This window comes from Xanthobacter sediminis (assembly GCF_043195015.1).
Lineage (GTDB): Bacteria > Pseudomonadota > Alphaproteobacteria > Rhizobiales > Xanthobacteraceae > Xanthobacter.
Genome location: NZ_JBAFWH010000004.1, coordinates 81,432 through 103,226, shown reverse-complemented (window position 1 = coordinate 103,226; position 21,795 = coordinate 81,432). Strand labels below are relative to the sequence as shown.

19 protein-coding genes are annotated in these 21,795 nt (G+C 70.0%); 13 read left to right on the top strand and 6 right to left on the bottom strand.

Going from position 1 to position 21,795, the window contains the following annotated elements; genetic code table 11:
• Nucleotides 1-8 precede the first annotated feature (8 nt).
• On the bottom strand, nucleotides 9-563 hold the full coding sequence (locus tag V5F61_RS06455; protein WP_393987858.1) for an ActR/PrrA/RegA family redox response regulator transcription factor: 555 nt from the start codon (nucleotides 561-563) through the stop codon (nucleotides 9-11).
• Nucleotides 564-655: 92 nt separating this feature from the next.
• Nucleotides 656-2,023 carry an ActS/PrrB/RegB family redox-sensitive histidine kinase gene (locus V5F61_RS06450; RefSeq protein ID WP_393987859.1) on the bottom strand — a complete coding sequence of 456 codons (1,368 nt, stop codon included), beginning with the start codon at nucleotides 2,021-2,023 and terminating at the stop codon, nucleotides 656-658.
• A gap of 221 nt (nucleotides 2,024-2,244) precedes the next feature.
• Here V5F61_RS06450 and V5F61_RS06445 point away from each other — a divergent pair, with 221 nt between their 5' ends.
• Nucleotides 2,245-3,693, top strand: coding sequence for a polyhydroxyalkanoate depolymerase (locus tag V5F61_RS06445; RefSeq protein ID WP_393987961.1), 1,449 nt, complete (start codon nucleotides 2,245-2,247; stop codon nucleotides 3,691-3,693).
• Nucleotides 3,694-3,766: 73 nt separating this feature from the next.
• Nucleotides 3,767-4,522 (top strand): M48 family metallopeptidase, encoded by a 756-nt coding sequence (locus V5F61_RS06440; protein ID WP_393987860.1) that lies wholly within the window; start codon nucleotides 3,767-3,769, stop codon nucleotides 4,520-4,522.
• Here the strand turns inward: V5F61_RS06440 and V5F61_RS06435 are convergent.
• Entirely contained in the window at nucleotides 4,510-5,586 is a 1,077-nt protein-coding gene (locus tag V5F61_RS06435) for an AbrB family transcriptional regulator (RefSeq protein WP_393987861.1), read from the bottom strand. The two genes, V5F61_RS06440 and V5F61_RS06435, sit on opposite strands and share 13 nt — an antisense overlap.
• On the bottom strand, nucleotides 5,583-6,806 hold the full coding sequence (locus V5F61_RS06430) for a pyridoxal phosphate-dependent aminotransferase (protein WP_393987862.1): 1,224 nt from the start codon (nucleotides 6,804-6,806) through the stop codon (nucleotides 5,583-5,585). Before V5F61_RS06430 ends, V5F61_RS06435 begins: the two co-directional genes overlap by 4 nt.
• Nucleotides 6,807-7,043: 237 nt before the next feature.
• On the opposite strand from V5F61_RS06430, the gene V5F61_RS06425 reads away from it, so the two are divergent.
• Entirely contained in the window at nucleotides 7,044-7,634 is a 591-nt protein-coding gene (locus tag V5F61_RS06425) for a malonic semialdehyde reductase (RefSeq protein WP_393987863.1), read from the top strand.
• A gap of 36 nt (nucleotides 7,635-7,670) precedes the next feature.
• Here V5F61_RS06425 and V5F61_RS06420 read toward each other — a convergent pair whose 3' ends face one another.
• Complete coding sequence (locus V5F61_RS06420) at nucleotides 7,671-8,120, bottom strand: GlcG/HbpS family heme-binding protein (RefSeq protein WP_393987864.1); 450 nt, start codon at nucleotides 8,118-8,120, stop codon at nucleotides 7,671-7,673.
• A gap of 210 nt (nucleotides 8,121-8,330) precedes the next feature.
• On the opposite strand from V5F61_RS06420, the gene V5F61_RS06415 reads away from it, so the two are divergent.
• The 5 genes from V5F61_RS06415 to ubiB all read left to right on the top strand — a co-directional run bounded on the left by V5F61_RS06415 (nucleotide 8,331) and on the right by ubiB (nucleotide 15,557).
• Nucleotides 8,331-8,891: a universal stress protein gene (locus V5F61_RS06415; RefSeq protein WP_393987865.1), complete on the top strand. Its 561-nt coding sequence runs from the start codon at nucleotides 8,331-8,333 to the stop codon at nucleotides 8,889-8,891.
• Nucleotides 8,892-9,003: 112 nt separating this feature from the next.
• Nucleotides 9,004-12,540, top strand: coding sequence for a hybrid sensor histidine kinase/response regulator (locus tag V5F61_RS06410; RefSeq protein ID WP_393987866.1), 3,537 nt, complete (start codon nucleotides 9,004-9,006; stop codon nucleotides 12,538-12,540).
• Nucleotides 12,541-12,751: 211 nt separating this feature from the next.
• Nucleotides 12,752-12,949 (top strand): hypothetical protein, encoded by a 198-nt coding sequence (locus tag V5F61_RS06405; protein ID WP_393987867.1) that lies wholly within the window; start codon nucleotides 12,752-12,754, stop codon nucleotides 12,947-12,949.
• A gap of 213 nt (nucleotides 12,950-13,162) precedes the next feature.
• Nucleotides 13,163-13,963 (top strand): bifunctional demethylmenaquinone methyltransferase/2-methoxy-6-polyprenyl-1,4-benzoquinol methylase UbiE, encoded by an 801-nt coding sequence (ubiE, locus tag V5F61_RS06400; protein WP_393987868.1) that lies wholly within the window; start codon nucleotides 13,163-13,165, stop codon nucleotides 13,961-13,963.
• Between the two features lie 25 nt (nucleotides 13,964-13,988).
• Nucleotides 13,989-15,557 carry a 2-polyprenylphenol 6-hydroxylase gene (gene ubiB / locus V5F61_RS06395; protein ID WP_393987869.1) on the top strand — a complete coding sequence of 523 codons (1,569 nt, stop codon included), beginning with the start codon at nucleotides 13,989-13,991 and terminating at the stop codon, nucleotides 15,555-15,557.
• Nucleotides 15,558-15,797: 240 nt separating this feature from the next.
• Here ubiB and V5F61_RS06390 read toward each other — a convergent pair whose 3' ends face one another.
• Nucleotides 15,798-16,211, bottom strand: a complete 414-nt coding sequence (locus V5F61_RS06390; RefSeq protein ID WP_393987870.1) for a Ros/MucR family transcriptional regulator — start codon at nucleotides 16,209-16,211, stop codon at nucleotides 15,798-15,800.
• A gap of 324 nt (nucleotides 16,212-16,535) precedes the next feature.
• Between V5F61_RS06390 and msrB the strand changes: the two genes are divergently transcribed.
• The 5 genes from msrB to ftsL all read left to right on the top strand — a co-directional run bounded on the left by msrB (nucleotide 16,536) and on the right by ftsL (nucleotide 21,790).
• Nucleotides 16,536-17,021, top strand: coding sequence for a peptide-methionine (R)-S-oxide reductase MsrB (gene msrB / locus V5F61_RS06385; protein ID WP_393987871.1), 486 nt, complete (start codon nucleotides 16,536-16,538; stop codon nucleotides 17,019-17,021).
• Nucleotides 17,008-19,131, top strand: coding sequence for a S9 family peptidase (locus tag V5F61_RS06380; protein WP_393987872.1), 2,124 nt, complete (start codon nucleotides 17,008-17,010; stop codon nucleotides 19,129-19,131). Before msrB ends, V5F61_RS06380 begins: the two co-directional genes overlap by 14 nt.
• Before the next feature lie 513 nt (nucleotides 19,132-19,644).
• Nucleotides 19,645-20,118 carry a division/cell wall cluster transcriptional repressor MraZ gene (locus V5F61_RS06375; protein WP_393987873.1) on the top strand — a complete coding sequence of 158 codons (474 nt, stop codon included), beginning with the start codon at nucleotides 19,645-19,647 and terminating at the stop codon, nucleotides 20,116-20,118.
• A complete protein-coding gene (rsmH, locus tag V5F61_RS06370; protein WP_393987874.1) occupies nucleotides 20,115-21,152 on the top strand; it encodes a 16S rRNA (cytosine(1402)-N(4))-methyltransferase RsmH in 1,038 nt (345 codons plus the stop codon). Before V5F61_RS06375 ends, rsmH begins: the two co-directional genes overlap by 4 nt.
• A gap of 5 nt (nucleotides 21,153-21,157) precedes the next feature.
• Entirely contained in the window at nucleotides 21,158-21,790 is a 633-nt protein-coding gene (gene ftsL, locus V5F61_RS06365) for a cell division protein FtsL (RefSeq protein ID WP_393987875.1), read from the top strand.
• Nucleotides 21,791-21,795 lie beyond the last annotated feature (5 nt).

The following is a 21,795-nucleotide window of genomic DNA, read 5'->3' as shown; positions in this document are numbered from 1 at the left end:
GCGCCCGCTCAGCGCGGCGCGCGCTTCGCCAGGATGCGCTGGAGCGTGCGCCGATGCATGGAGAGCCGGCGTGCGGTCTCGGACACGTTGCGCCCGCACAATTCGTAGACGCGCTGGATGTGCTCCCACCGTACCCGGTCGGCCGACATGGGGTTCTCGGGCGGATGGGGCTTGTGGTCGCCGGAGGCGATGAGCGCGGCCACCACGTCGTCGGCGTCAGCGGGCTTGGCGAGATAATCCACCGCGCCGAGCTTCACCGCGGTCACGGCGGTGGCGATGTTGCCGTAGCCGGTGAGAACGATGGCGCGGGCGCCGGGGCGATGCTTCTTCAGGGCGGAGATCACGTCGAGGCCGCTGCCGTCGCCGAGCCGCATGTCCACCACGGCGAAGGCGGGCGCCGCCTCTTCCACGCGGGTGAGGCCGTCGGCCACGGTCTCGGCGGTCGCGACCTGGAAGCCGCGCGCCTCCATGGCTCGCGCAAGGCGCTGCAGGAAGGAGCGATCGTCATCGACGATCAGGACCGTGCGGTCTTCTCCCACTTCGAGCGGCGTCGTTTCATTCATCGTTATGTGTCCTCGACATCCGGGGCGCCGGGGCCTGCGCCGTCACATCAAAACCATGGCGTGGTGGAACGGGGGCATTTCCGCGTCCGCTTTTACGCGCCTTCGGAGGCAGAATAGTCCGTTCCGCGTCTCTTTGTCGCTGCTTCTTCCATTTCTACGGCCAACGCGCGCCGGGGCCAAGTGATCCGTATCGAGGCACCGGTGGCCGGCGGGGGGCGATTCTCGAAGGTGAGGGTGGCGCCGGTACGTTCCAGGAGCGTCTTGGCGATGAAGAAGCCGAGGCCGAGCCCGCTTTCCTCGTCCGCCTCCTGGCGCTCCTCCTGCCGGTCGCGGGCGCGGGAGGTCACATAGGGCTGGCCGATGCGGGCGCTGACCTCCGGCGAGAAGCCCGGCCCATCGTCCTCCACCACCATGACAAGGCTGGTCGCGGTCCATTCGGCGGCGATGTCCACCCGCGAGCGGGCGAAGTCCACCGCGTTCTCCACCAGGTTGCCGAGGCCGTAGAGCAGGCCGGGGTTGCGGTCGATGACGGGGTCGGCCGGCCGCCCCGGCGCGTTGATGACGATGGCGATGCCGAAATTGCGGTGCGGCTCGGCCACCTCCTCCAGCAGCACCCGCACCGGCATGCGGTCAAACGGCGCGTCGCCGGAGCGCAGCGAGGTGAGGGTCTGCAGGATGTCGCGGCAGCGCGCCACCTGGTCGCGCAGCAGGGCCACGTCCTCGGCATAGGGCGCGCCCGGCGGCATGGCGCGCTGCATCTCCTTCACCACCAGCGCGATGGTGGAAAGCGGCGTGCCCAGCTCGTGCGCCGCCGCCGCGGCGAGGCCGTCGATGGCGGAAAGGTGCTGCTCGCGCGCCAGCACCAGCTCGGTGGCGGCCAGGGCGTCGGCGAGCTCGCGCGCTTCCTCCGCCACCCGCCACGCATGAAGGCCGATGAAGCCGAGCGCCACCGTCAGCGACACCCAGATGCCGGCGAGGTAGAGGTCGGGCAGCACCGGCAGCGCCTCCCCCGCCCAGGGCAGGGGCCGGGCCCACAGCCCCACCGCCCCCGCGCACGCCGCCGCCAGGATGCCCAGCAGCACCGTCGTGCTCCAGGCGAGCGCGGTGGCGGAGATCATCACCGGTGCGAGATAGAGCAGCACGAACGGGTTCTTGAGCCCGCCGGTGAGATAGAGCAGCGCCGTGAGCTGCAGCAGGTCGTAGGCCAGCAGCGGCCCCGCCGCCGCGTCGCTCAGCCGCCGCGCCACCGGATACTTGATACGCAGCACCACGTTCACGGCCGCCGAAAGCGCCACCACGGCGAAGCAGGAGGCGAGCGGCAGCGGGAAGCCGAGCAGCACGTGGACCACCACCAGGGCGGCGATCTGGCCGGCCACCGCCAGCCAGCGCAGGCGGATGAGCGTATCCAGCCGGAGCCCGAAGGAGCGCCCGTGCAGCGGTGGAGCGAAGGCGGGAATCATGGATCGTCAGGTCCGAGCAAGGTTCCGGGGGCACTACTTGTGTCGCAATGCGCGACAATGTGACATCTTGGCCATACTTCGTTACGAGGTCCGACTTTATCTTTTGTCGGCATTGACCACATCGGGAAGAGGGCACACCCTCGGATTCTAGAATAAAGCGGGAAACGCAAAATAAAGCGATGCCGCAAAATAAGCGAGGAACGCACATGGCGATCGGCAACATGGCGATCGGGGATTTCGCAGGTTCGGCCCGCCGCCCGGCTCAAGGCGAGTTCGGCGGGGACATGGGCTTTTCGACGCCGCTCTACTGGCTCTACGAGATGGGGCACGCTGCCCTCAACCCGTCCCGCGCCGTGGCCGACGCCAGCCGCCTGTTTCTGAAGAATCCCATCAATCCGGTGTCCCACACCACCCTCGGCAAGTCCATGGCCGCGGCCTGCGAGCTGTTCGAGCGCACCACCCGGCGCTACGGCAAGCCCGGCTGGGGCATCACCGAGACCGTGGCGGACGGCCAGCGCGTGCCGGTGCACGTCAACACCATCTGGCATCGCCCCTTCTGCAACCTGCTGCATTTCGAGCGGGCTTTCGAGCATCCCCCGGCCCGGCGACAGCCGAAGCTGCTGGTGGTGGCGCCCGTCTCCGGCCACTACGCCACGCTGCTGCGCGGCACGGTGGAGGCCATGCTGCCCTCCCACGACGTCTATGTGACCGACTGGGTGGACGCCAAGCTCGTGTCCCTCGCCGAAGGCCGGTTCGGCCTGTCCGAATACGTGGACTACCTCATCTCCATCTTCCACCGCCTGGGCGGCGACTGCCATGTGATGGCGGTGTGCCAGCCCGCCGTGCCGGTGATGATGGCCGTGGCCCGCATGGAGGCGCAGGACGACCCCTACGTGCCCAAGTCCATGGTCCTGATGGGCGGCCCCATCGACACGCGCGAGGCGCCCACCGCGGTGAACGCCCTCGCCAAGGACCGCGGCGTGGAGTGGTTCCGCCGCAACGTCATCACCGCCGTGCCGTGGCCCCATGCGGGCGCCATGCGGGAGGTCTATCCCGGCTTCCTGCAGCTCAACGGCTTCATGAGCATGAATCTCGACCGCCACCTCCAGGCCCACTGGGACCTGTTCACGCACCTGGTGAAGGGCGACGGCGATTCGGCCGAAAAGCACCGCGACTTCTACGACGAATACCTCGCGGTGATGGATCTGACCGCTGAATTCTATCTCGAGACGGTCGAGAACGTCTTCGTCACCCACGCCCTGCCCCGCGGCGAGATCCTCCACCACAACGAGGTGGTGAAGCCCGACGCCATCCACCGCGTGGCACTGATGACCGTGGAAGGCGAGAAGGACGACATCTCCGGCATCGGCCAGACCAAGGCCGCGCACAAGCTGTGCCCGCGCATCCCCGAGGACAAGCGCGTCCACTGGGAGCAGCCGGGGGTCGGCCATTACGGCGTGTTCAACGGCTCGCGTTTCCGCTCCGAGATTGCCCCGCGCATCGCCGATTTCATCCTGAACCAGGAATATCCGCGCGGAGCAGCCGCAAATGGAGAGCGCGATACACCGTTCGCAGGTGCAGCACAGCCTGTGGACGACGCGGAAGAACCGGATGTGTTCGCGCTCTCGGCGAAGGTCACTTCACTTTATCCACGGAATGCTGCACCTTAGCCCTGGTCGGGGGCGCCAATTCTGGAGATGATGACAATCATTCGTCATCAGGCTCCTCGTTCATGGTGCCCTCATGCCGCTGTTTCGTCGTCCGGACCTGAAGGCGCCGCCCAAGCGCTGCGAAGCCGTCGAGCTGGAGCTCGACGGCGAGGTGCTGTGCGTCGCCGTCCGCAGGCACCCGCAGGCGCGCCGCCTCACCCTGCGCGTGCGCGCAGCAACCCGTGACGTGACCGTCACCGCCCCGCCCCATGTCTCGCTTTCCGCTGCCGGGGACTTCGTACGCCGCCACCGCGAATGGATCCGCATCCGCCTCGGCCGCCTGCCGGACGTGGTGGGCTTCGAGCCCGGCGCGCTGGTGCCGGTGCGCGGGGAGCCGCACCGCATCATCCACCTGCCTGATGCGCGCGGCACCGTGTGGGTGGGCACCGATCCGCTCGGCGGCCCCGCGCTCTGCGTGGCGGGAGAGGCGCCGCACGTCGCGCGCCGGATCACCGACCACCTGAAGCGCGAGGCGCGGAGCGACATCACCGCCGCGGTGCGCCGCCATGCGGGGGCGGCGGGGGTGGAGGTGGGCCGCATCACCCTGCGCGACACCTCCAGCCGCTGGGGCTCCTGCTCGGCGAAGGGCGACCTCTCCTTCTCCTGGCGGCTCATCATGGCGCCGCCCCCGGTGCTCGACTATCTCGCCGCCCACGAGGTGGCCCACCGCCTGGAGCTGAACCATGGGCCGCGCTTCTGGCAGGTGGTGGAGCGCCTGTTCCCTGCCCGCCGCGAGGCCGAGGGCTGGCTGCGCCACAACGGAGCGAACCTGCACCGCTACGGCGCCTGATCGTCCTTCCCGGCTTCCTCGATGCGGAACAGCAGGTGCGCGGCCACCGGCAGCGCCACCGAGAGGCCCGCGAAGCGGAACAGATGGTGCGCGCTCATGAAGGCGGGGTCATAGCCCATGGCGAAGCCCAGTGCCGTCATCGCCTCCAGCGCGCCGGGCGAGAAGGCGGTGAGCAATTTGCCCAGGTCGTCCCCCGTGAGCGCAGCCGCCAGCACGGCGAACACCGTCGCCACCGCGAGCGCCACCAGGAACGCCCCGAGCGAGACCCAGAAATAGGAGCGGATGGCCGAAAGGCTGGTGCCGAGGAAGCGCGCGCCGACCCCTGCGCCCAGCACCACGAAGGCCGGCAGCAGCAGCGCCGGCGGCACCAGCGCATCCGACCAGCCGGACAGGTGCAGCCCCGCGCTGCCCGCGAGTGCGCCGAGGATGAGCCCGCCCGGCACCCGCAGCGCCGCGGCCGCAAGCCCCGCCAGCGCGCAGAACACGAGCAGCCCCGCCACTTCCAGCGGTGCCGAGACGTGGAGCGGGGGCGCCAACCCGCCGCCGGCGAGGCCAGTGGCACCCAGCACGTTGGGCAGCGCGGCCACCAGCAGGAACAGCCGCAGGGTCTGGGCGAAGGCCACCTGCCTCAGGTCCGCCCGCGTCTCCTCGGCCATGGCGAGCACGGTGGAGAAGGCGCCGGGAGCGGAGGCGTAGAAGGCCGTTTCCAACGACCAGCCGCCCACCCGCGTGAGAAAGAAGGCGCCGCCAGCCATGGTGCCCAGCACGCTGGCGCCGAGGCACGCCATGCTCACCGGCCAGGAGCCGGCGCGGGCCAGCATCTCCGGCGTCAGCACCGTGCCCATGGAGCAGCCGAGCACGGTGTAGGCGAGGAAGCGCGCCCATTCCGGCACCACCACCGGCACGCCCGCCACGGCGAGCGCGATGGTGAAGACCAAAGCGCCGGAGATCCAGGCCGCCGGCAGGCCCAGGGTGGAGAAGGCAAGCCCGCCGAGGGCGCCGGCGCCGAGGGTGAGCACCGCCGCGCCCGCCGTCCGCAAGGCTGCCGGGGAGAGGCCACTCATGCTTGGCCGCGCCCGCCGGCGCCCGCCTCGATCCACCCGGCGAGGCGGCGCGCCGCCTCCTCGAGCTGGGCCCCGCTGCGGGCGAAGCACAGGCGCATGAAGCCCTCGCCGCCGGGGCCGAACGCGGTTCCCGGCGCGATGCCCACATTGGCCTCGTCCACCAGGGTGAGGCCCAGCCGCCGCACGTCGCTCTGCCCCTCGATGCCGAAGAACAGGTAGAAGGCGCCCTGCGGCTTCACCAGGTCCACCCTGCCGGTGGCGAGCAGTGCATCGGCGACGATGTCGCGCCCCTGGCGGGCGCGGGCGATCTGCTCGGCGACGAAGGGCTCGCCCAGCTCCAGCGCCGCCACGGCGCCGCGCTGCATGAAGGCGGCGACGCCGGAGGTGGAATACTGGATGAGATTCTCCACCACCTGGCCGAGGCGCGGGTCCGCCTCGATCCAGCCGATGCGCCAGCCGGTCATGGCCCAGTTCTTGGAGAAGGTCTGCACGAACAGGATAAGGTCGTCGGGCGCCATGACATCATGGAAGGACGGCGCCCGGCCGCCCTCGCCATAATAGAAGCGGCCATAGATCTCGTCGGCGATGATCCAAAGCCCGTGGCGGCGGGCGAGATCCAGCACCGCCTCCAGCTCCGCGCGGGTGGCGACGAAGCCGGAGGGGTTGGCCGGCGTGTTGAGGAAGATGGCGCGGGTGCGTGCCGTCACCGCCGCCTCCAGCCGCGCCATGTCGAGGGAGAAGCCCTCCGGGCCGTAGGCCAGCGGCACATGCACCGGCACTGCCCCGAGCTTCTGCGCCCCGGCGGCGGCATTGGGCCAGATGGGCGAGGGCAGGAGAATCTCGTCCCCGGCGCCGAGGGCCATGGAAAAGGCCACCAGGATGGCCTGCATGCCCGAGCCGGTGACGAAATAGCGCTCCGGGTCCTCGGGCACGCCATAGGTGCGCGTCATGTAGCGGGCGATGGCGGCGCGCAGCTCCGGCAAGCCGCGCTGCCAGGTGTAGAAGGTCTCACCGGCGTGGAGCGCCGCCGCCGCCGCCTCGCAGATGAAGGCCGGGGTCGGCACGTCGCCCTCCCCCGCCCACAGGGGGATCATGCCGGGGCGCGCGCGGCCGTAGTTCATCACCTCGACGATGCCGCTCTCGGGCAGGGCGCGGATGTGGCCGCGCACGCGGTCGAGGAAGGGGTCCGCGGCGGCGGGGGTGGCGCAGGACAAGGACATGCGACTCATCTCGAAAAAGGTGGATGCGGCGCGGCGGACCATAGAGCGGGCGGGGCGCGCCCGCCCATCAATTCAGGTGACGCCGGCATCAGCGGCGCTGATCCGTTTGCACAAGCGCAATGCGATATTGCAAAGGGAACCGTTGTTCCCGCGTCGCCGGCTTCCTAGATCGCCGGTGCCTGCCCTGTTCTGCCCCACCCTGCAACCTTCCCCAGGCCTTGTGCCTCGGAGCCCCTCATGACCCAGAAGATCGACCCCGCCGTCCTCGACCAATTGTTCCTCGGCGCCCGCTCCCACAATGGCTGGACCGACCAGCCGGTGACGGACGCGGAGCTGCGCGCGCTCTACGACATCGTGAAGTTCGGCCCCACCTCGCTCAACACCCAGCCGGCGCGGTTCGTGTTCCTGCGCTCCCCGGAAGCCAAGGAGCGGCTGAAGCCCGCCCTCTCCCCCGGCAACCACAAGGCGCTCGCCGCTCCCGTCATCGCGCTGATCGGCTACGACCTGAAGTTCTTCGACCGGATTCCGGAGCTGTTCCCCCACAATCCCGGCGTGCGCGATATGTTCGTGAACACCCCGGCGATGGTGGAGCCCCACGCCTTCCGCAACTCCGCGCTGCAGGGCGCCTACCTCATCATCGCCGCGCGGGCGCTGGGCCTGGATGTCGGCCCCATGTCGGGCTTCGACGCCGCCAAGGTGGATGCGGAATTCTTCCCCGAAGGCACGGTGAAGACCAACTTCATCGCGGCCCTGGGGCACGGCGACCACGCCAAGCTGTTCGGCCGCCTGCCGCGCATGGCGTTCGAGGACGCCGCCCAGATCCTCTGAACCTTCCGGCGGCGTCCCGCGGCGGCGCGGGCGGGGTCAGTCCTCGCCCGGGTCCGCCGTGAAGCCGGCCGCCGCGATGCCGGCCATGGCGGCACCCTCGTCATTGTCCGAGGTGTCGCCGGAGACACCGACCGCGCCCACAACGCGGCCGGCGGAATTGCGCACGAGCACCCCGCCCGGCACCGGCACCAGCGAGCCGCCGATGGCGGCGCTGGCTGCGCTGATGAAGAAGGGCTGGTCCTGCGCCCGCCGGAACAGGGCGCGCGAGCCCATGCCGAGGGCGAGGGCGCCATCGGCCTTGCCGCGCGCGATCTCGCCGCGCTTCAGGCTGGTGCCGTCCTGCGCCGCGAACGCCTTGAGCGCACCGCGCGCGTCGATCACGCACACCGCGAGGGGGTTCAGCCCACGCGCCTGCGCATGGGCGAGGGCCGCGGCCAGCATGGCCTGGGCGGCTTCGAGGGAAATGTCTTCGGCGCTCACGGTCACGGGGCTCTCTCCTTGAGGGCGGGGCCGGCGCGGCGCGTGGCCGGGCCTCCGCCAGCTTTTCGTCTGTAGAGCAATTCGCCGCGCCGTTGAATGCGGCACCGGCGAAGCCGCGCGCCGGCGCGCGCCACATTTTTTCACCGGCGCTGGCCGCGGCGTGGCACCATGGAAACTCCCTTCGAATCGTCCCCGTGCGGGGCGGCCGAGGCTGTCATGACGAACCCGACCCCCACCGATTCCCGGACGGCCGCTTCGCGGGCGGGCGGCGCCCACGCCTCGGCCTCTCCCCGCCGCAGCCGGGAGCCGGGCCATCGCCGCAAGTTCCTGGTGGTAGTGGACGACACCCCCGAGTGCGACCGCGCCGTCTATTACGCGAGCCGCCGCGCCGCGGGCACCGGCGGCGCCCTGCTGCTGCTCGGCGTGATGGAGCTCGAAGGCGTGAACCAGCAGTGGCTGGGCATCGCCGACCTCATGCGCGCCGAGGCGACCGACGACATGAGCGCCCGCCTGCAGAAGTTCACTGCCCGCGCCCGGCAGGTGGCCGGCGTGGAGGCGGAAGCCGTGATCCGCGAGGGCTCGAAGGCCGATGCCGTGATGGCCATCATCGCGGAAGACGAGGACATCGCCATCCTGGTGCTGGCGGCGGGGGTGGGCAAGGAAGGCCCCGGCCCGCTGGTGAGCGCGCTGGTGGGCTTCCATTCGGGCCACTTCCCGGTGCCCATCACCATCGTGCCCGGCGCCCTCACCGACACCGAGATCGACGCTCTCGCCTGAGCGCCACCCGGATTTCTCCCGACTGGACAAGCCACGCCCCCGGTGGTGAGCTTGCCGCAAAGACAAGAACGGGCGCCGGGATGCTCAACAGCCCCGCCGCCGGACGGGGGACATGCTTCAGGCTTCGGTCGTCATCTTCGCCGCGCTGGCGTACATCGGCCTGCTGTTCGCCGTGGCGAGCTTCGGCGACCGGCTGCGCCCGATCGCACGGCGCCGCGCGCCGCGACCGCTCATCTATTCGCTCTCCCTCGCGGTCTACTGCACCTCCTGGACCTTCTTCGGCTCGGTGGGGCTCGCCACCACGCAAGGATTCGACTTCCTCACCATTTATCTCGGCCCCATCATCCTGATGACGGTGGCGGCGCCCGCCTTCCTGCGCGTGGTGCGCCTCGCCAAGGCCAACAACATCACCTCCATCGCCGACTTCATCGCCGCCCGCTACGGCAAGAGCCAAGGCATCGCGGCGCTGGTGGCGCTGGTGGCGCTGGCCGGCTCCATCCCCTACATCTCCCTGCAATTGAAGGCGGTCTCGGCCTCGCTGCTGGCGGTGCTCGGCTATTTCGCCGGGCAGGCGGCGCAGGGCACGCTGGCCGGCGACCTCGCGCTGTTCGTCGCCTGCGCCATGGCCGCCTTCGCGGTGCTGTTCGGCACCCGCCATACCGACGCCACCGAGCACCAGGACGGGCTGATGCTCGCCATCGCCACCGAGAGCATCGTCAAGCTCGCGGCGTTCCTGGCGGTGGGCATCCTCGTCACCTTCTTCATCTTCTCCGGCCCCGCGCACCTGTGGCGGGCAGCGCATGAGGCGGGGGTGGCCGCGCCCTTCACGCGCGGCTTCTCGCTGGAGAACTGGATCACCATGACCATCCTCTCCGGCGGCGCCTTCATGCTGCTGCCGCGCCAGTTCCACGTGGCCGTGGTCGAGAACAAGGGTGAGGAGGAGATCCGCCGCGCGCGCTGGCTGTTCCCGCTCTACCTCGTGCTCATCAACCTGTTCGTGGTGCCGCTGGCGCTGGCGGGCATGACGCTGTTCCCCCGAGAGGTGGTGGACAGCGACATGTACGTGCTCGCCGTGCCGCTGGCGGCGGGGGCGGACGGGCTCGCTTTGCTCGCCTTCGTGGGCGGCCTCTCGGCGGCCACCGCCATGGTGATCGTGGAAAGCGTGGCCCTCGCCATCATGATCTCCAACGACCTCGTGATGCCGCTGCTGCTGCGCCGCCGCGCCAGGGAGGCGGAAAGCGCGCCCAACCGCACCGCCACGCGCCGCGCCAGCGAACCCAACGACATGGCCGGCGCGCTGCTGCTGGTGCGGCGGGTGGCCATCTTCCTCATCCTGCTGCTCGCTTATCTTTATTACCGCATCATCGGCGAGGTGCAGCTGGCGCAGATCGGCCTGCTCTCGTTCGCGGCGGTGGCGCAGGTGGGCCCGGCCTTCGCCGCCGGCCTCACCTGGCGGCGTGCCACCACCAAGGGCGCCATCGCCGGCATCCTCACCGGCACCCTCATCTGGGCCTACACCCTGATGCTGCCGAGTCTCGTGGAAGCCGGCCTCGTCGCCCAGAGCGTACTCGACCACGGGCCCTTCGGCATCGGCCTGCTGAAGCCCACCGCCCTGCTCGGCCTCACCGCCGGGCCGCTGGCGCACGGCGTGGCCTGGAGCCTCGCCATCAACACGCTGGTGCTGGTCATCGTCTCCTTCCTCACCCGCCCGAGCCAGATCGAGGAGGTGCAGGCGGAGCTGTTCGTGGCCCGCAGCCCGGACCATCCCCCGCACCGGCCGGCCTTCCTGCGCTGGCGCTCGGCGGTGACGGTGGGCGAGGTGATCGCCACCGTGGAGCGCTATCTCGGCCGCGAGCGGACCCGCTCCGCCTTCGCCGCCTACGCCCGCCTCAACGGCGTCGATCTCGACCCCCACCGCGAGGCGGACGCCTCCACCGTGCGGCACGCCGAGCACCTTCTGGCGGCGGCGGTGGGCGCGGCCTCCTCGCGCATGGTGCTCTCCCTGCTGCTGCGCAAGCGCACCGCCTCCGCCAAGGCGGCCCTGAAGCTGCTCGACGACGCCTCCGCCGCCATCCAGTACAATCGCGAGCTGCTGCAGAGCGCCATCGACCACGTGCACCAGGGCATCGCGGTGTTCGACCGCGAGCTGAAGCTCGTGTGCTGGAACCGCAGCTTCGGAGAGATGCTGGAGCTGCCGGCCGACTGCTACACCGTGGGCGCACCGCTGCACGACATTCTCGCCAGCGCCCCGCGCCCGCCGGGCCGGCCCGAGAGCCTCGCCGGGCGGGTGGAGCGCTACGCCCGCCCCGCCCCCGGCTTCTCCGAGCGGCTCGACCAGAATGGACAGGCCATCGAGACCCGCTCCGATTCCATGCCCGACGGCGGCATCGCCGTCACCTTCACCGACATCACCGCCTCGGTGGAGGCGGCCCAGGCCCTGGAGCGCGCCAACGAAAGCCTGGAGCGCCGCGTGCGCGAGCGCACCGAGGAGCTGGTGTGCCTCAACAGCGCCCTGGAGAAGGCCAAGGCCGAGGCGGAGGAGGCCAACATCTCCAAGACCCGCTTCCTCGCCGCCGCCAGCCACGACATCCTCCAGCCGCTCAATGCCGCGCGGCTCTACGTCACCAGCCTGGTGGAGCGCGCGCGGGGGCCGGAGGAACAGCGCCTCGCCGGCAATGTGGATGCCTCGCTGGAGGCGGTGGAGGAAATCCTCGGCGCCCTGCTCGACATGTCGCGCCTCGACAGCGGGGCCCTGAAGCCGGAGCCCCACCCGCTGCGCATCGGCGAGGTGCTGCGCCAGCTCGAGATCGAGTTCGCGCCGCTGGCGCAGGAAAAGGCCCTGGACCTCAAGGTGGTGCCGAGCTCGCTCACCGTTCGCTCGGACCGGCGCCTGCTGCGGCGCCTGCTGCAGAACCTCATCTCCAACGCCATCAAGTACACGCCGAGGGGCCGTGTGCTGGTGGGGTGCCGGCGCCATGGCGGGCGCGTGCGGGTAGAGGTGTGGGACACCGGCATCGGCATTCCCTCCGCGCAGCAGAAGGCGGTGTTCCAGGAATTCCAGCGCCTGGACCAGGGGGCACGAGTGGCGCGCGGCCTGGGGCTCGGGCTTTCCATCGTCGAGCGCATCGCGCGCGTGCTCGACCATCCCATCATGCTGCGCTCGCAGCCGGAACGGGGCTCGGTGTTCAGCCTCGAACTGCCGGTGGCGGTGCCCATTCCCGAGAGCACGCAGGCGACGCCCCGCCCCGCGCGGCCGGGCGCCCCCCTGGACGGGCTCACCATCCTCGTCATCGACAACGAGCCCGCCATCATCGAGGGCATGCGGCTGCTGCTCACCGGTTGGGGCTGCACCGTCATCACCGCGACCGACGCCAGCGCCGCCATGGAGGCGGTGCACGAGGCCGGGACCGCGCCCGACATCGCCCTTGTCGACTATCACCTGGACGGCGGGCTCGGCATCGACGCGGTGATGGCCCTGCGGTGGAAATTGGGGAAGCTGCCGGCAGCACTGATTACCGCCGACCGCAGTCAGGCCGTGCGCGAAGCCGCGTGCGCGGCCGAAATGGTCATATTAAACAAGCCTTTGAAGCCGGCATCCCTGCGCGCCATGCTGGCCCAGTGGCGGCTCCAGCGCACCGCCGCTGTTTAGGAAGCGTTAACCACGCTCGCAGGCGCCGCTCACGCGTCCTCGATTACGCCCCGCTTCATCCCCATGAAGGTCAAATAAACGCCCCGTTCGAACGGCGTTATAAGCGCGTGCCAGAGAAGCACGCCCTCGCGGCATGGAAATGTTACGGAAATGTAAACGTACGTGGCACTTTCAACCGTTTTGTACTGACGAATACAATTGGAGAGCGGCTATGACGATCACGATCAACGTTCCTGTCTTCCCCATGCAGAAGGAGATCGCGGCACGCAAGGAGCGACGCGGGCTGAAGATCGCGGGCCTCACGTTCCACAATGCCCTTTCGGCCAAGAAGGCGGAGCCCCGCTACAGCCGCGAGGGCCTGGAGTTCGACGTCTCCGGCCTCGGCAAGCCGGACCGCTCGGCCCGCTGATTCCCCCTCGCGGCATCCTGGCGACGGCGCGCCGCAAAGGCGCGCCGGCCATGGCGGGAGCGAGAAATCGCCGCCAGCCCTGAGGCGCGGGGCGCATTTTTCCGCAAGAGACGTTCGGGCGCACCGGCCCTTTCCGCCGCCGCATGGCATCGCGCCCCGTCATCCGTTAAGGTCCCGCACCATCTCGAACAGCGCGCGTGGTGTCGACCCGTCATGACGGACCCCATCTTCCAGCCGAACCCGTCGCCCAACGCTTCCGCCGGCGGCGCGGACACCCATTTCGGCTACCGCACCGTGCCCCTCACCGAGAAGCAGGCCCTGGTGGACGACGTGTTCCACAAGGTGGCGCGGCGCTACGACATCATGAACGACCTGATGTCCGCCGGCATGCACCGGGTGTGGAAGGACGCGCTGGTCTCCAAGCTGCGCCCGCCGCCGGGCGAGCGCCCGTTCCACCTGCTCGACCTCGCCGGCGGCACTGGCGACGTGGCCTTCCGCGTGGCCGAGGCCGGCGGCCGGGGCACGCGCGTGACGGTCGCCGACATCAACACCGACATGCTGGCCGTGGGCCGCGAGCGCGCGCAGAAGCGCGGCCTCACCGACCGCGTGGACTTCCAGGAAGCCAATGCGGAGGAGCTGCCCTTCGCCGACCGCTCCTTCGATGCCGTCACCATCGCCTTCGGCATCCGCAACGTGCCGCGCATCCCCATGGCGCTGAAGGAGATGCGGCGCGTGCTGAAGCCCGGCGGCCGCGCCTTCGTGCTCGAATTCTCCAAGGTGGACGTGCCGGGGCTCGACAAGATCTACGAGACCTATTCCTTCAAGCTCATCCCCGAGATCGGCAAGCGCGTGGCGGGCGACGCCGAGCCTTACCAGTATCTCGTTGAATCCATCCGCCGCTTTCCCCATGCCGAGGCGTTTGCGCAGATGATGCGCGACGCCGGCTTCAAGCGCGTGGACTTCATGCGCATGACCGGCGGCGTGGTGGCGCTGCACTGGGGTTTCCGCATCTGATGGCCGCCGCCGAAAGGGCCCCGACGTGATCTTCCTTCTCGCCGATGCGGCGCGCCTCGCGCGTGCCGGCTACGTGCTCGCGCGCGAGGGCGTGCTTTCCCTGGTGTCGCCGGCGGCGGCGCCCCCGCTCGCGCGGCCGGCGCTGCGGGTGGCGCGGCTCATCGCACGGCGCGATGCCGGCAGCCGATCCGCGCGCTTTTCCGCGGCGCTGTCGCGGCTCGGCCCCTCCTATGTGAAGCTCGGCCAGTTCCTCGCCACCCGTCCGGACGTGGTGGGCCCCACCGTCGCCCGCGACCTGGAGGTGCTGCAGGACCGCATGCCCGCCTTCGGCCAGAAGGTGGCGGAGGAGATCGTGGCCGACGCCTTCGAGCGGCCGGTGCACGAGGTGTTCGCGGTGTTCGGCCCGCCGGTGGCCGCCGCCTCCATCGCCGAGGTGCACAAGGCCGAGGCGGTGGACCCCGACGGCATCCGCCGCGACGTGGCGGTGAAGGTGCTGCGGCCGGGCGTGAGCCGGCGCTTCTCTTCCGACATGGCAAGCTTCCGCCGGCTCGCGGAATTCGCCGAGAACACCTTTTCCGAAGCCCGGCGCCTCCGGCTGACCTCGGTGGTGGACACCATGGCCCGCTCCGTATCGATGGAGATGGACCTGCGCCTGGAGGCCGCCGCCTATGCGGAGCTCGCGGAGAATACCCGCGAGGATCACGACCTGCACGTGCCCCAGGTGGACTGGAACCGTTCCGGCCGCGAGGTGCTGACCACCGAGTGGATCGACGGCATCAAGCTCTCGGACAAGGAAGCGCTGGTCGCCGCCGGGCACGATCTCAAGGAGATCGCCCGCATCGTCATGCAGTCCTTCCTGCGGCAGGCCATGCGCGACGGCTTCTTCCACGCCGACATGCACCCCGGCAACCTGTTCGTGGACGCGCAGGGCCGCCTCGTGGTGGTGGATTGCGGCATCATGGGCCGCCTGGGCCTGAAGGAACGGCGGTTCCTGGCCGAGATCCTCTACGGCTTCATCACCCGCAACTGGCGCCGCACGGCGGAAGTGCACTTCGAAGCCGGCTACGTGCCCTTCCATCATTCGGTTGACGACTTCGCCCTCGCCATCCGCGCCATCGGCGAGCCCATCCACTCCCGCCGCGCCGACCAGATCTCCATGGCGCGCCTTCTCGCCCTGCTGCTGGAGGTGACCGCCCTGTTCGACATGCAGACGCGGCCGGAGCTGCTGCTGCTGCAGAAGACCATGGTGGTGGTGGAAGGGGTCGCCCGCTCCCTCGACCCGCAGCTCGACATGTGGAGCACCGCGGCGCCGGTGGTGGAGGAGTGGATCGCCCGCAATCTCGGCCCGGCGGGCCAGATCGAGCGGGCGGGCATGAGCCTCGGCGAGGTCGGGCATTTCGCGGCTACGGTGCCGGCGCTGCTCACCCGCACCGCGCGGGTGGTGGAGCAGCTCGACGAGGCGACGCGGGATGGCATCCACCTCTCGCCCGCCTCGCTGGAGGGCATCGGCCGCGCCGAGGCTCGCAGGGCCTTCTGGGGCAATGCCGCTTTGTGGGTGATCGCGCTCGCTTTGCTGGGGCTGTGGCTGCGGTAAATCGAAACCGTCCGTTCATGCCACAGGACGGAACGGACGGAACCAAGCACGAGAGCGGGGAGCGTGATCGCGATGCCACGCCCCCTCCCACACTGCGTTTCAGAAGGCAAGAGTGGATCAGCCGGCAGGAGCGGAGGGTGCCGCATGTGAAGCGGCGCCCGGCTCGTGTGAAATAATCCGCATGGCGTCACGGTCTCGAAGCCGCTGCACGCCACGCATCCCCCGCCCGCGAAGCTTGCCTCAGCGCCCGCGGCGCTGCTGGCCGAGGCCCATCTGCTTGGCGAGCTCCGAGCGGGCGGCAGCGTAGCTGGGTGCCACCATCGGATAGTCGGCAGGCAGGCCCCACTTCTCGCGATATTCCTCGGGCGTCATGTTGTACTGCGTGCGCAGGTGCCGCTTCAGCGATTTGAACTTCTTTCCGTCCTCGAGGCACACGATGTAATCGGGCGCCACCGACTTCTTCACCGGAACCGCCGGCTTGAGCTGCTCGGCCACCGGCTCGCTCTCGCCCTTGGCAATGCGCTGCAGCGCGGCGTGAACCTCGTTGATGAGCATCGGCAGTTCCGTTGCCGCGACCGAGTTGTTGCTCACATAAGCCGAGACGATGTCTGCCGCGAGGGCGACGAAGGAGTTTTCATCCATTTCTTCGGTCATGGGACTTTCTTCTTGTCTGCGACGGAAACCGCATTCCAAGCTGAGCATCGCAGGGCGAATGCCTGCGGCGGCCGGCTCCGCCGCGCCTGAAGGCGCACGCCGCACCGATTCGATGCTTGCAGCATTGTTCATGGTATTAAGTTGGCACGCACGCAAATGCAAGTAGAAACTCCGGGAGCGCCATGTACTTCCGCTCTCGACTTGCTTTCAGGTTTGACTTCGCCGCCGGCCGCTCCTTGCCAGCGCCACCCACATGCGGACCGCACATGCCTTGTCAGCGGGGCGGGCGATGCCTACCTCTGTGGCAGATATAGCGGGGTTCCCATGCCCAACACCCTTTCCGACCAGGTTCCCGCGCCCGACGCCTCCGGTGGGGACGCGCCGGCGAAAGTCGTCAAGAGCGAGACGGAATGGCGCTCCTGCCTCACGCCGGAGCAGTTTCGCGTCGCGCGCGAGCACGGCACCGAGCGCGCCTTCACCGGGCCTTACTGGGACGAGAAGCGCGCCGGTCTCTACAGCTGCGTGGCCTGCGGCGCGCCGCTGTTCCGCTCCGAGGCCAAGTATGATTCCGGCACCGGCTGGCCCAGTTTCTTCTCCCCGGTATCCCCTGATGCTGTGGTGACGCATGAAGATACCTCCCACGGCATGCGCCGCATCGAGGTGCGCTGCGCGCGCTGCGACAGCCATCTCGGCCATGTGTTTCCCGATGGGCCGGCGCCCACGGGCCTGCGCTTCTGCATGAACGGCACCGCGCTTGCGCTGGAGCAGGACGAGAATGGCGCGGAAGGGCAGCTTCATGGCGGCGTTTGAGCCCCCGCGCCCCGCGCGCTGCCCCTCCTCCCGCACCGTCCACGGCGTCACCTTCGCCGACGACTATGCCTGGCTCCGGGCGGAGAACTGGCGCGAGGTGATGCGCGACCCGAGCGTGCTCGATGCCGACATCCGCGCCTATCTCGAAGCCGAGAACGCTTATGCGGACGCCTATTTCGAGCCGCTGGCCGAGCTGCGCCGCACGCTGGTCGCAGAGATGCGCGGGCGCATCAAGGAAGATGATTCCACCGTTCCAAGCCCGGACGGCGCCTTCGCCTACTACAGCCGCCACCGTGAGGGGGGCCAGCAGCCCCTCGCCTGCCGCAAAGCCCTGCCCGATGGCGCCGAGGAGATCATCCTCGACGGCGACCGGGAGGCCGAAGGCAAGGCCTATTTCCATCTCGGCCACTGGCGCCACAGCGCCGACCACCGCCGGCTCGCCTTCGCCGCCGACGAGCAGGGCTCTGAGCTTTACGGCATCCGGTTCCGCGACCTCGGAACCGGCTCCGACCTGCCGGACGTGATCGCCGAGACCACCGGCGACCTGCTGTGGGGCGCCGACGGCGGCACGCTCTATTACATCCGCCGTGACGCCGAGCACCGGCCCTCCAAGGTCTACCGCCACGTCCTCGGCACCGCCCCGGAGGCGGACGTGCTGGTCTACGAGGAGCCGGACAAGGGCTTCTTCGTCTCCCTGGGAGAAACCCAGTCGCGCGCCTTCGGCCTCATCTCCTGCGGTGACCACCAGACCTCCGAGGCTCACCTGCTGGACCTTGCCGACCCCGCCGCCACGCCGCGGCTGGTGGCCGCCCGTGCCACCGGCGTGCGCTACGAGGTGGAGCACCACCCCGCCCTGCGCGGCGAGAACGTGCTCGTGATGCTCACGAACGCGGACGGGGCGGAGGATTTCAAGATCGTCACCGCCCCGGTGGCGGCCCCGGCGCGCGCCAACTGGCGCGATCTCGTGCCCCATGCCCCCGGCCGCATGATCCTGAGCCACACCGCCTTCTCCGGCCACATGGCGCGGCTGGAGCGGGAGGGCGGGCTGCCGCGCATCGTGGTGCGTGACCTTGTGACCGGAGACGAGCACGCGGTCGCCTTCGCGGAGGAGGCCTATGCCCTCGGCCTGTCCCCCGGCTTCCCCTTCGATACCACGCAGGTGCGCTTCACCTACGCCTCCATGACCACGCCGTCCGAGGTGTGGTCCTACGACATGGCGAGCCGGGCGCGAACGCTGCTGAAGCGCCAGGAGGTGCCTTCGGGCCACGATCCGGCGGATTACGTCACCCGCCGTGTCTTCGCCCCGGCGCCGGACGGGGAGAGCGTGCCGGTCTCGCTCCTCTACCGCAAGGGCACCCCCCTCGACGGCACGGCGCCGCTGCTGCTCTACGGCTACGGCGCCTACGGCATCACCATTCCCGCCGGCTTTTCCACCAGCCGCCTCTCCCTGGTGGATCGGGGCTTCGTCTATGCCATCGCCCATGTGCGCGGCGGCACCGACAAGGGCTGGCGCTGGTATGCTCAAGGCAAGCTCACCCACAAGACCAACACCTTCACCGATTTCATCGCGGCGGCGGAGCATCTCGTGCGCGAGCGCTTCACCAGTCCCGCCCGCATCGTCGCCCACGGCGGCTCGGCGGGCGGCATGCTCATGGGCGCGGTGGCGAACATGCGGCCGGACCTGTTCGCCGGCATCGTGGCCGAGGTGCCGTTCGTGGACGTGCTCGCCACCATGCTGGACGACACCTTGCCCCTCACCCCGCCGGAATGGCCCGAATGGGGCAACCCCATCACCGATCCCGACGCCTTCACCCGCATCCTCGGCTATTCGCCGGTGGATAACGTTCGCCCGGCCGCTTACCCGGCCATTTTCGCCCTGGCCGGCCTCACCGACCCGCGGGTGACCTACTGGGAGCCGGCGAAGTGGATGGCGCGTCTGCGGGGGGCGAACACCTCCGGGGCGCCCCTCCTGCTGCGCACCAACATGGAGGCCGGGCACGGCGGCGCCTCCGGCCGGTTCGACCGGCTGGACGAGGTGGCGCTCAGCTACGCCTTCGCTCTCAAGACCGTGGGTGCCCTCGCCCCGGCGCGGACGCCCGAGCCCGCCTGACGCCGGCATCGCCGCGCCCGCGCAGGAGAAGATGCGCGCCCCTGGCAGGAGAGTTCACACCAAAGGCCCGTGGCTGTCGCCCACGGGCCTTTTTTTGGCCCGGCCCAAGCAGCGTATGAGCGGAGCCCACGTACCAACGCCCCCGGCATCGGCCAAGACCGGGGTCGATGGCGTCCGGGGCGTCCTGCATGTCCTGACCGCGCCGAAAACACGCCGCCCCGAGCAACGCCGCAGGCGCCCTCCCCCAAAGCACTTCGGACGACCCACGCGTGAGGCCGCCCACGGGACGGCCCGCACGCCCGCCATGGCCTGTCCGGCGGCGGGGGTAGCAGGCGCGGGCGGAAGCCACTTTTGCCCCCTCGAAACCCCGCCCCAGCCCACGCCGATCCATTGACGACCCATGATTTCCCATGTTAACCCATCATTACCCAAGAACATGTCGGACGGCTCCTGCCGTCGCCGGGCGCGTCCTCCACCGCGAGGGGCCCGTGAGAGGGAAGGCACCCCGGCGCCATGGACCGCTTCGTGTCCACCTACACGATGCGTCTCGACGCCAAGGGGCGGGTTTCCATCCCCGCGCCCTATCGTGCGGTGCTGGCGAAGGACGGCGCGGAGGGCCTCTATTGCCATCCGAGCCTCGCGGAACCCGCGCTGGATGCGGGCGGCAACCGGCTGATCGGCGAGATCGACGCGCTGATCGACCGCTACCCGCCCTATTCCGAGGAGCGGGAGGAGCTGGCTGCCGCCCTCTACGGCACCAGCGAAACCCTGCGCATCGACCCGGAAGGCCGGGTGATGCTGACCGAAACGCTCAAGCTCCATGCCGGCATCGCCGATCAGGTCGCCTTCGTGGGGTTGGGGCACAAGTTCCGGATCTGGGAACCGGAGCGGCTGAAGGCGCATCTCGCGGAGGCCACCCGAAGGGTGCGCGAGCTGCGCAAGGCCATCGGCTCCCGCACCGGGAACCCTGGGAGCAGCACTGAATGACGACGGGCCACGGGGTCGGCCCCGCCGACGCCGTTGGCGGACCGGCCCGTCATCTTCCGGTGATGCTCCGGGAGGTTCTCGCGCATCTGGCGCCGAAGGAAGCCGGCACCTATGTGGACGGCACCTTCGGCGCCGGGGGCTATACCCGCGCCATTCTTTCCGCGGCCGGCTGCCGCGTGCTGGCCGTTGACCGCGACCCCACCGCCATCGCCGCCGGGCAGGCCCTGGTCGCCGCCTCGGGCGGGCGGCTGACGCTGGTGGAGGGCCGCTTCTCCCACCTCGACGAATATGCCGCGCGCGAGGGCTTCGCGCCGCTCGACGGGGTGGTGCTGGACATCGGCGTCTCCTCCATGCAGCTCGACGAGGCCGAGCGCGGCTTCTCCTTCCGCCGCGACGGGCCGCTCGACATGCGTATGGGCTCCGCCGGCCGCTCCGCCGCGGACCTCGTGGCCGAGCTGGACGAGACGAGCCTCGCCCACGTCATCTGGTCGCTGGGGGAAGAGCGGCAGTCGCGCGCCATCGCTCGCGCGATCGTGAAGGCGCGGGCCGAGGCGCCCATCACCCGCACTGTGCAGCTCGCGGAGATCATCGCCCGCGTGGTGTGGTCCAAGCCGGGGGAAGTTCACCCGGCCACGCGCACCTTCCAGGCCCTGCGCATCGCGGTGAACGAGGAGCTCAACGAGCTCGTCGCCGCCCTGGAGGCGGCCGAGCGGGCGCTGAAGCCGGGCGGACGGCTGGTGGTCGTCACCTTCCACTCGCTTGAAGACAGGATCGTTAAGACTTTTCTGGCAAACAGGGTAAAGGCACCGTCCGCGTCGCGTCATCTGCCGCAACAGGAGGGGCCGGAACCCGCGTTCCGCCTTGTGGCGAAGGGCGCAGTGGAGCCCGGCCCCGACGAAGTGGCAGAAAACCCGCGCGCAAGGTCCGCGAAGCTTCGCGCGGCCGAACGCACGCTCGCTCCGGCGCATCCGGGCGGTGACCTGATGGGGCTCTTACCCGCCCCCTCACCGCAACGGCATGGGCGGAGACGCTAAAGAGAATGTTTCGTGTCGCCAACATCTTGATGGTCGGCGCGCTTCTGGTGACCGCCGTCGTGGTATACCAGCTCAAATATGCCTCCACTGCCGAGGCCGAGCGCCTTGCCACCCTGCGCAGCCAGATCCGCAAGGAGCGCGACGCCATCGCCGTCATGCGCGCGGAGTGGGCGCGGCGCACCTCGCCCTTCTACATCCAGGGCCTGGTGGAGCGGCACCTGGACCTGAAGCGGCTGGACGTGGAGTCCATCTCCGCGCTCGACGACCTGCCGCCCAAGCCCGGCAACGGCGGCGACGGCATCGGCGGCATCATCGAGGCGCTCGAGGATGCCCCGCTCGTCACCTCCTCCACCGGCAGGGCCTCCACCCCCACCCCCAACGGCGGCGCCCCCGCCGCCACGGGCAACAGCGGCGCCGCCAGCATTCCCGCCACCTCCGCCATCCGGCAGAAGCCGGCGCCGAAGCCGGCGCCGGGCGGAACCCCGGTGGCCTCCACCGCCGGCCCGCTGGTCACGGGCAGCGTGAAGCCGCGGCCGCCGTCACCCGCCGGCCCCGCCCCCGCCGCGGCGACCGCCGCCGAGCCCGAGGCCGACACGCCCGTGGCTACGTTCTTCAAAGGCTTCCTGAGCGGACGTTGACGAGG

What these genes read in the sequence shown, in the direction of transcription:
- V5F61_RS06410 (WP_393987866.1), top strand. Translation starts at nt 9,004, where the DNA reads ATGCTTCAGGCTTCGGTCGTCATCTTCGCCGCGCTGGCGTACATCGGC.
- V5F61_RS06380 (WP_393987872.1), top strand. Translation starts at nt 17,008, where the DNA reads ATGGCGGCGTTTGAGCCCCCGCGCCCCGCGCGCTGCCCCTCCTCCCGC.
- rsmH (WP_393987874.1), top strand. Translation starts at nt 20,115, where the DNA reads ATGACGACGGGCCACGGGGTCGGCCCCGCCGACGCCGTTGGCGGACCG.
- V5F61_RS06445 (WP_393987961.1), top strand. Translation starts at nt 2,245, where the DNA reads ATGGCGATCGGGGATTTCGCAGGTTCGGCCCGCCGCCCGGCTCAAGGC.
- V5F61_RS06425 (WP_393987863.1), top strand. Translation starts at nt 7,044, where the DNA reads ATGACCCAGAAGATCGACCCCGCCGTCCTCGACCAATTGTTCCTCGGC.
- V5F61_RS06430 (WP_393987862.1), bottom strand. Translation starts at nt 6,806, where the DNA reads ATGTCCTTGTCCTGCGCCACCCCCGCCGCCGCGGACCCCTTCCTCGAC.
- V5F61_RS06405 (WP_393987867.1), top strand. Translation starts at nt 12,752, where the DNA reads ATGACGATCACGATCAACGTTCCTGTCTTCCCCATGCAGAAGGAGATC.
- V5F61_RS06440 (WP_393987860.1), top strand. Translation starts at nt 3,767, where the DNA reads ATGCCGCTGTTTCGTCGTCCGGACCTGAAGGCGCCGCCCAAGCGCTGC.
- V5F61_RS06415 (WP_393987865.1), top strand. Translation starts at nt 8,331, where the DNA reads ATGACGAACCCGACCCCCACCGATTCCCGGACGGCCGCTTCGCGGGCG.
- V5F61_RS06435 (WP_393987861.1), bottom strand. Translation starts at nt 5,586, where the DNA reads ATGAGTGGCCTCTCCCCGGCAGCCTTGCGGACGGCGGGCGCGGCGGTG.
- msrB (WP_393987871.1), top strand. Translation starts at nt 16,536, where the DNA reads ATGCCCAACACCCTTTCCGACCAGGTTCCCGCGCCCGACGCCTCCGGT.
- ftsL (WP_393987875.1), top strand. Translation starts at nt 21,158, where the DNA reads ATGTTTCGTGTCGCCAACATCTTGATGGTCGGCGCGCTTCTGGTGACC.
- V5F61_RS06450 (WP_393987859.1), bottom strand. Translation starts at nt 2,023, where the DNA reads ATGATTCCCGCCTTCGCTCCACCGCTGCACGGGCGCTCCTTCGGGCTC.
- ubiE (WP_393987868.1), top strand. Translation starts at nt 13,163, where the DNA reads ATGACGGACCCCATCTTCCAGCCGAACCCGTCGCCCAACGCTTCCGCC.
- V5F61_RS06375 (WP_393987873.1), top strand. Translation starts at nt 19,645, where the DNA reads ATGGACCGCTTCGTGTCCACCTACACGATGCGTCTCGACGCCAAGGGG.
- V5F61_RS06390 (WP_393987870.1), bottom strand. Translation starts at nt 16,211, where the DNA reads ATGACCGAAGAAATGGATGAAAACTCCTTCGTCGCCCTCGCGGCAGAC.
- V5F61_RS06455 (WP_393987858.1), bottom strand. Translation starts at nt 563, where the DNA reads ATGAATGAAACGACGCCGCTCGAAGTGGGAGAAGACCGCACGGTCCTG.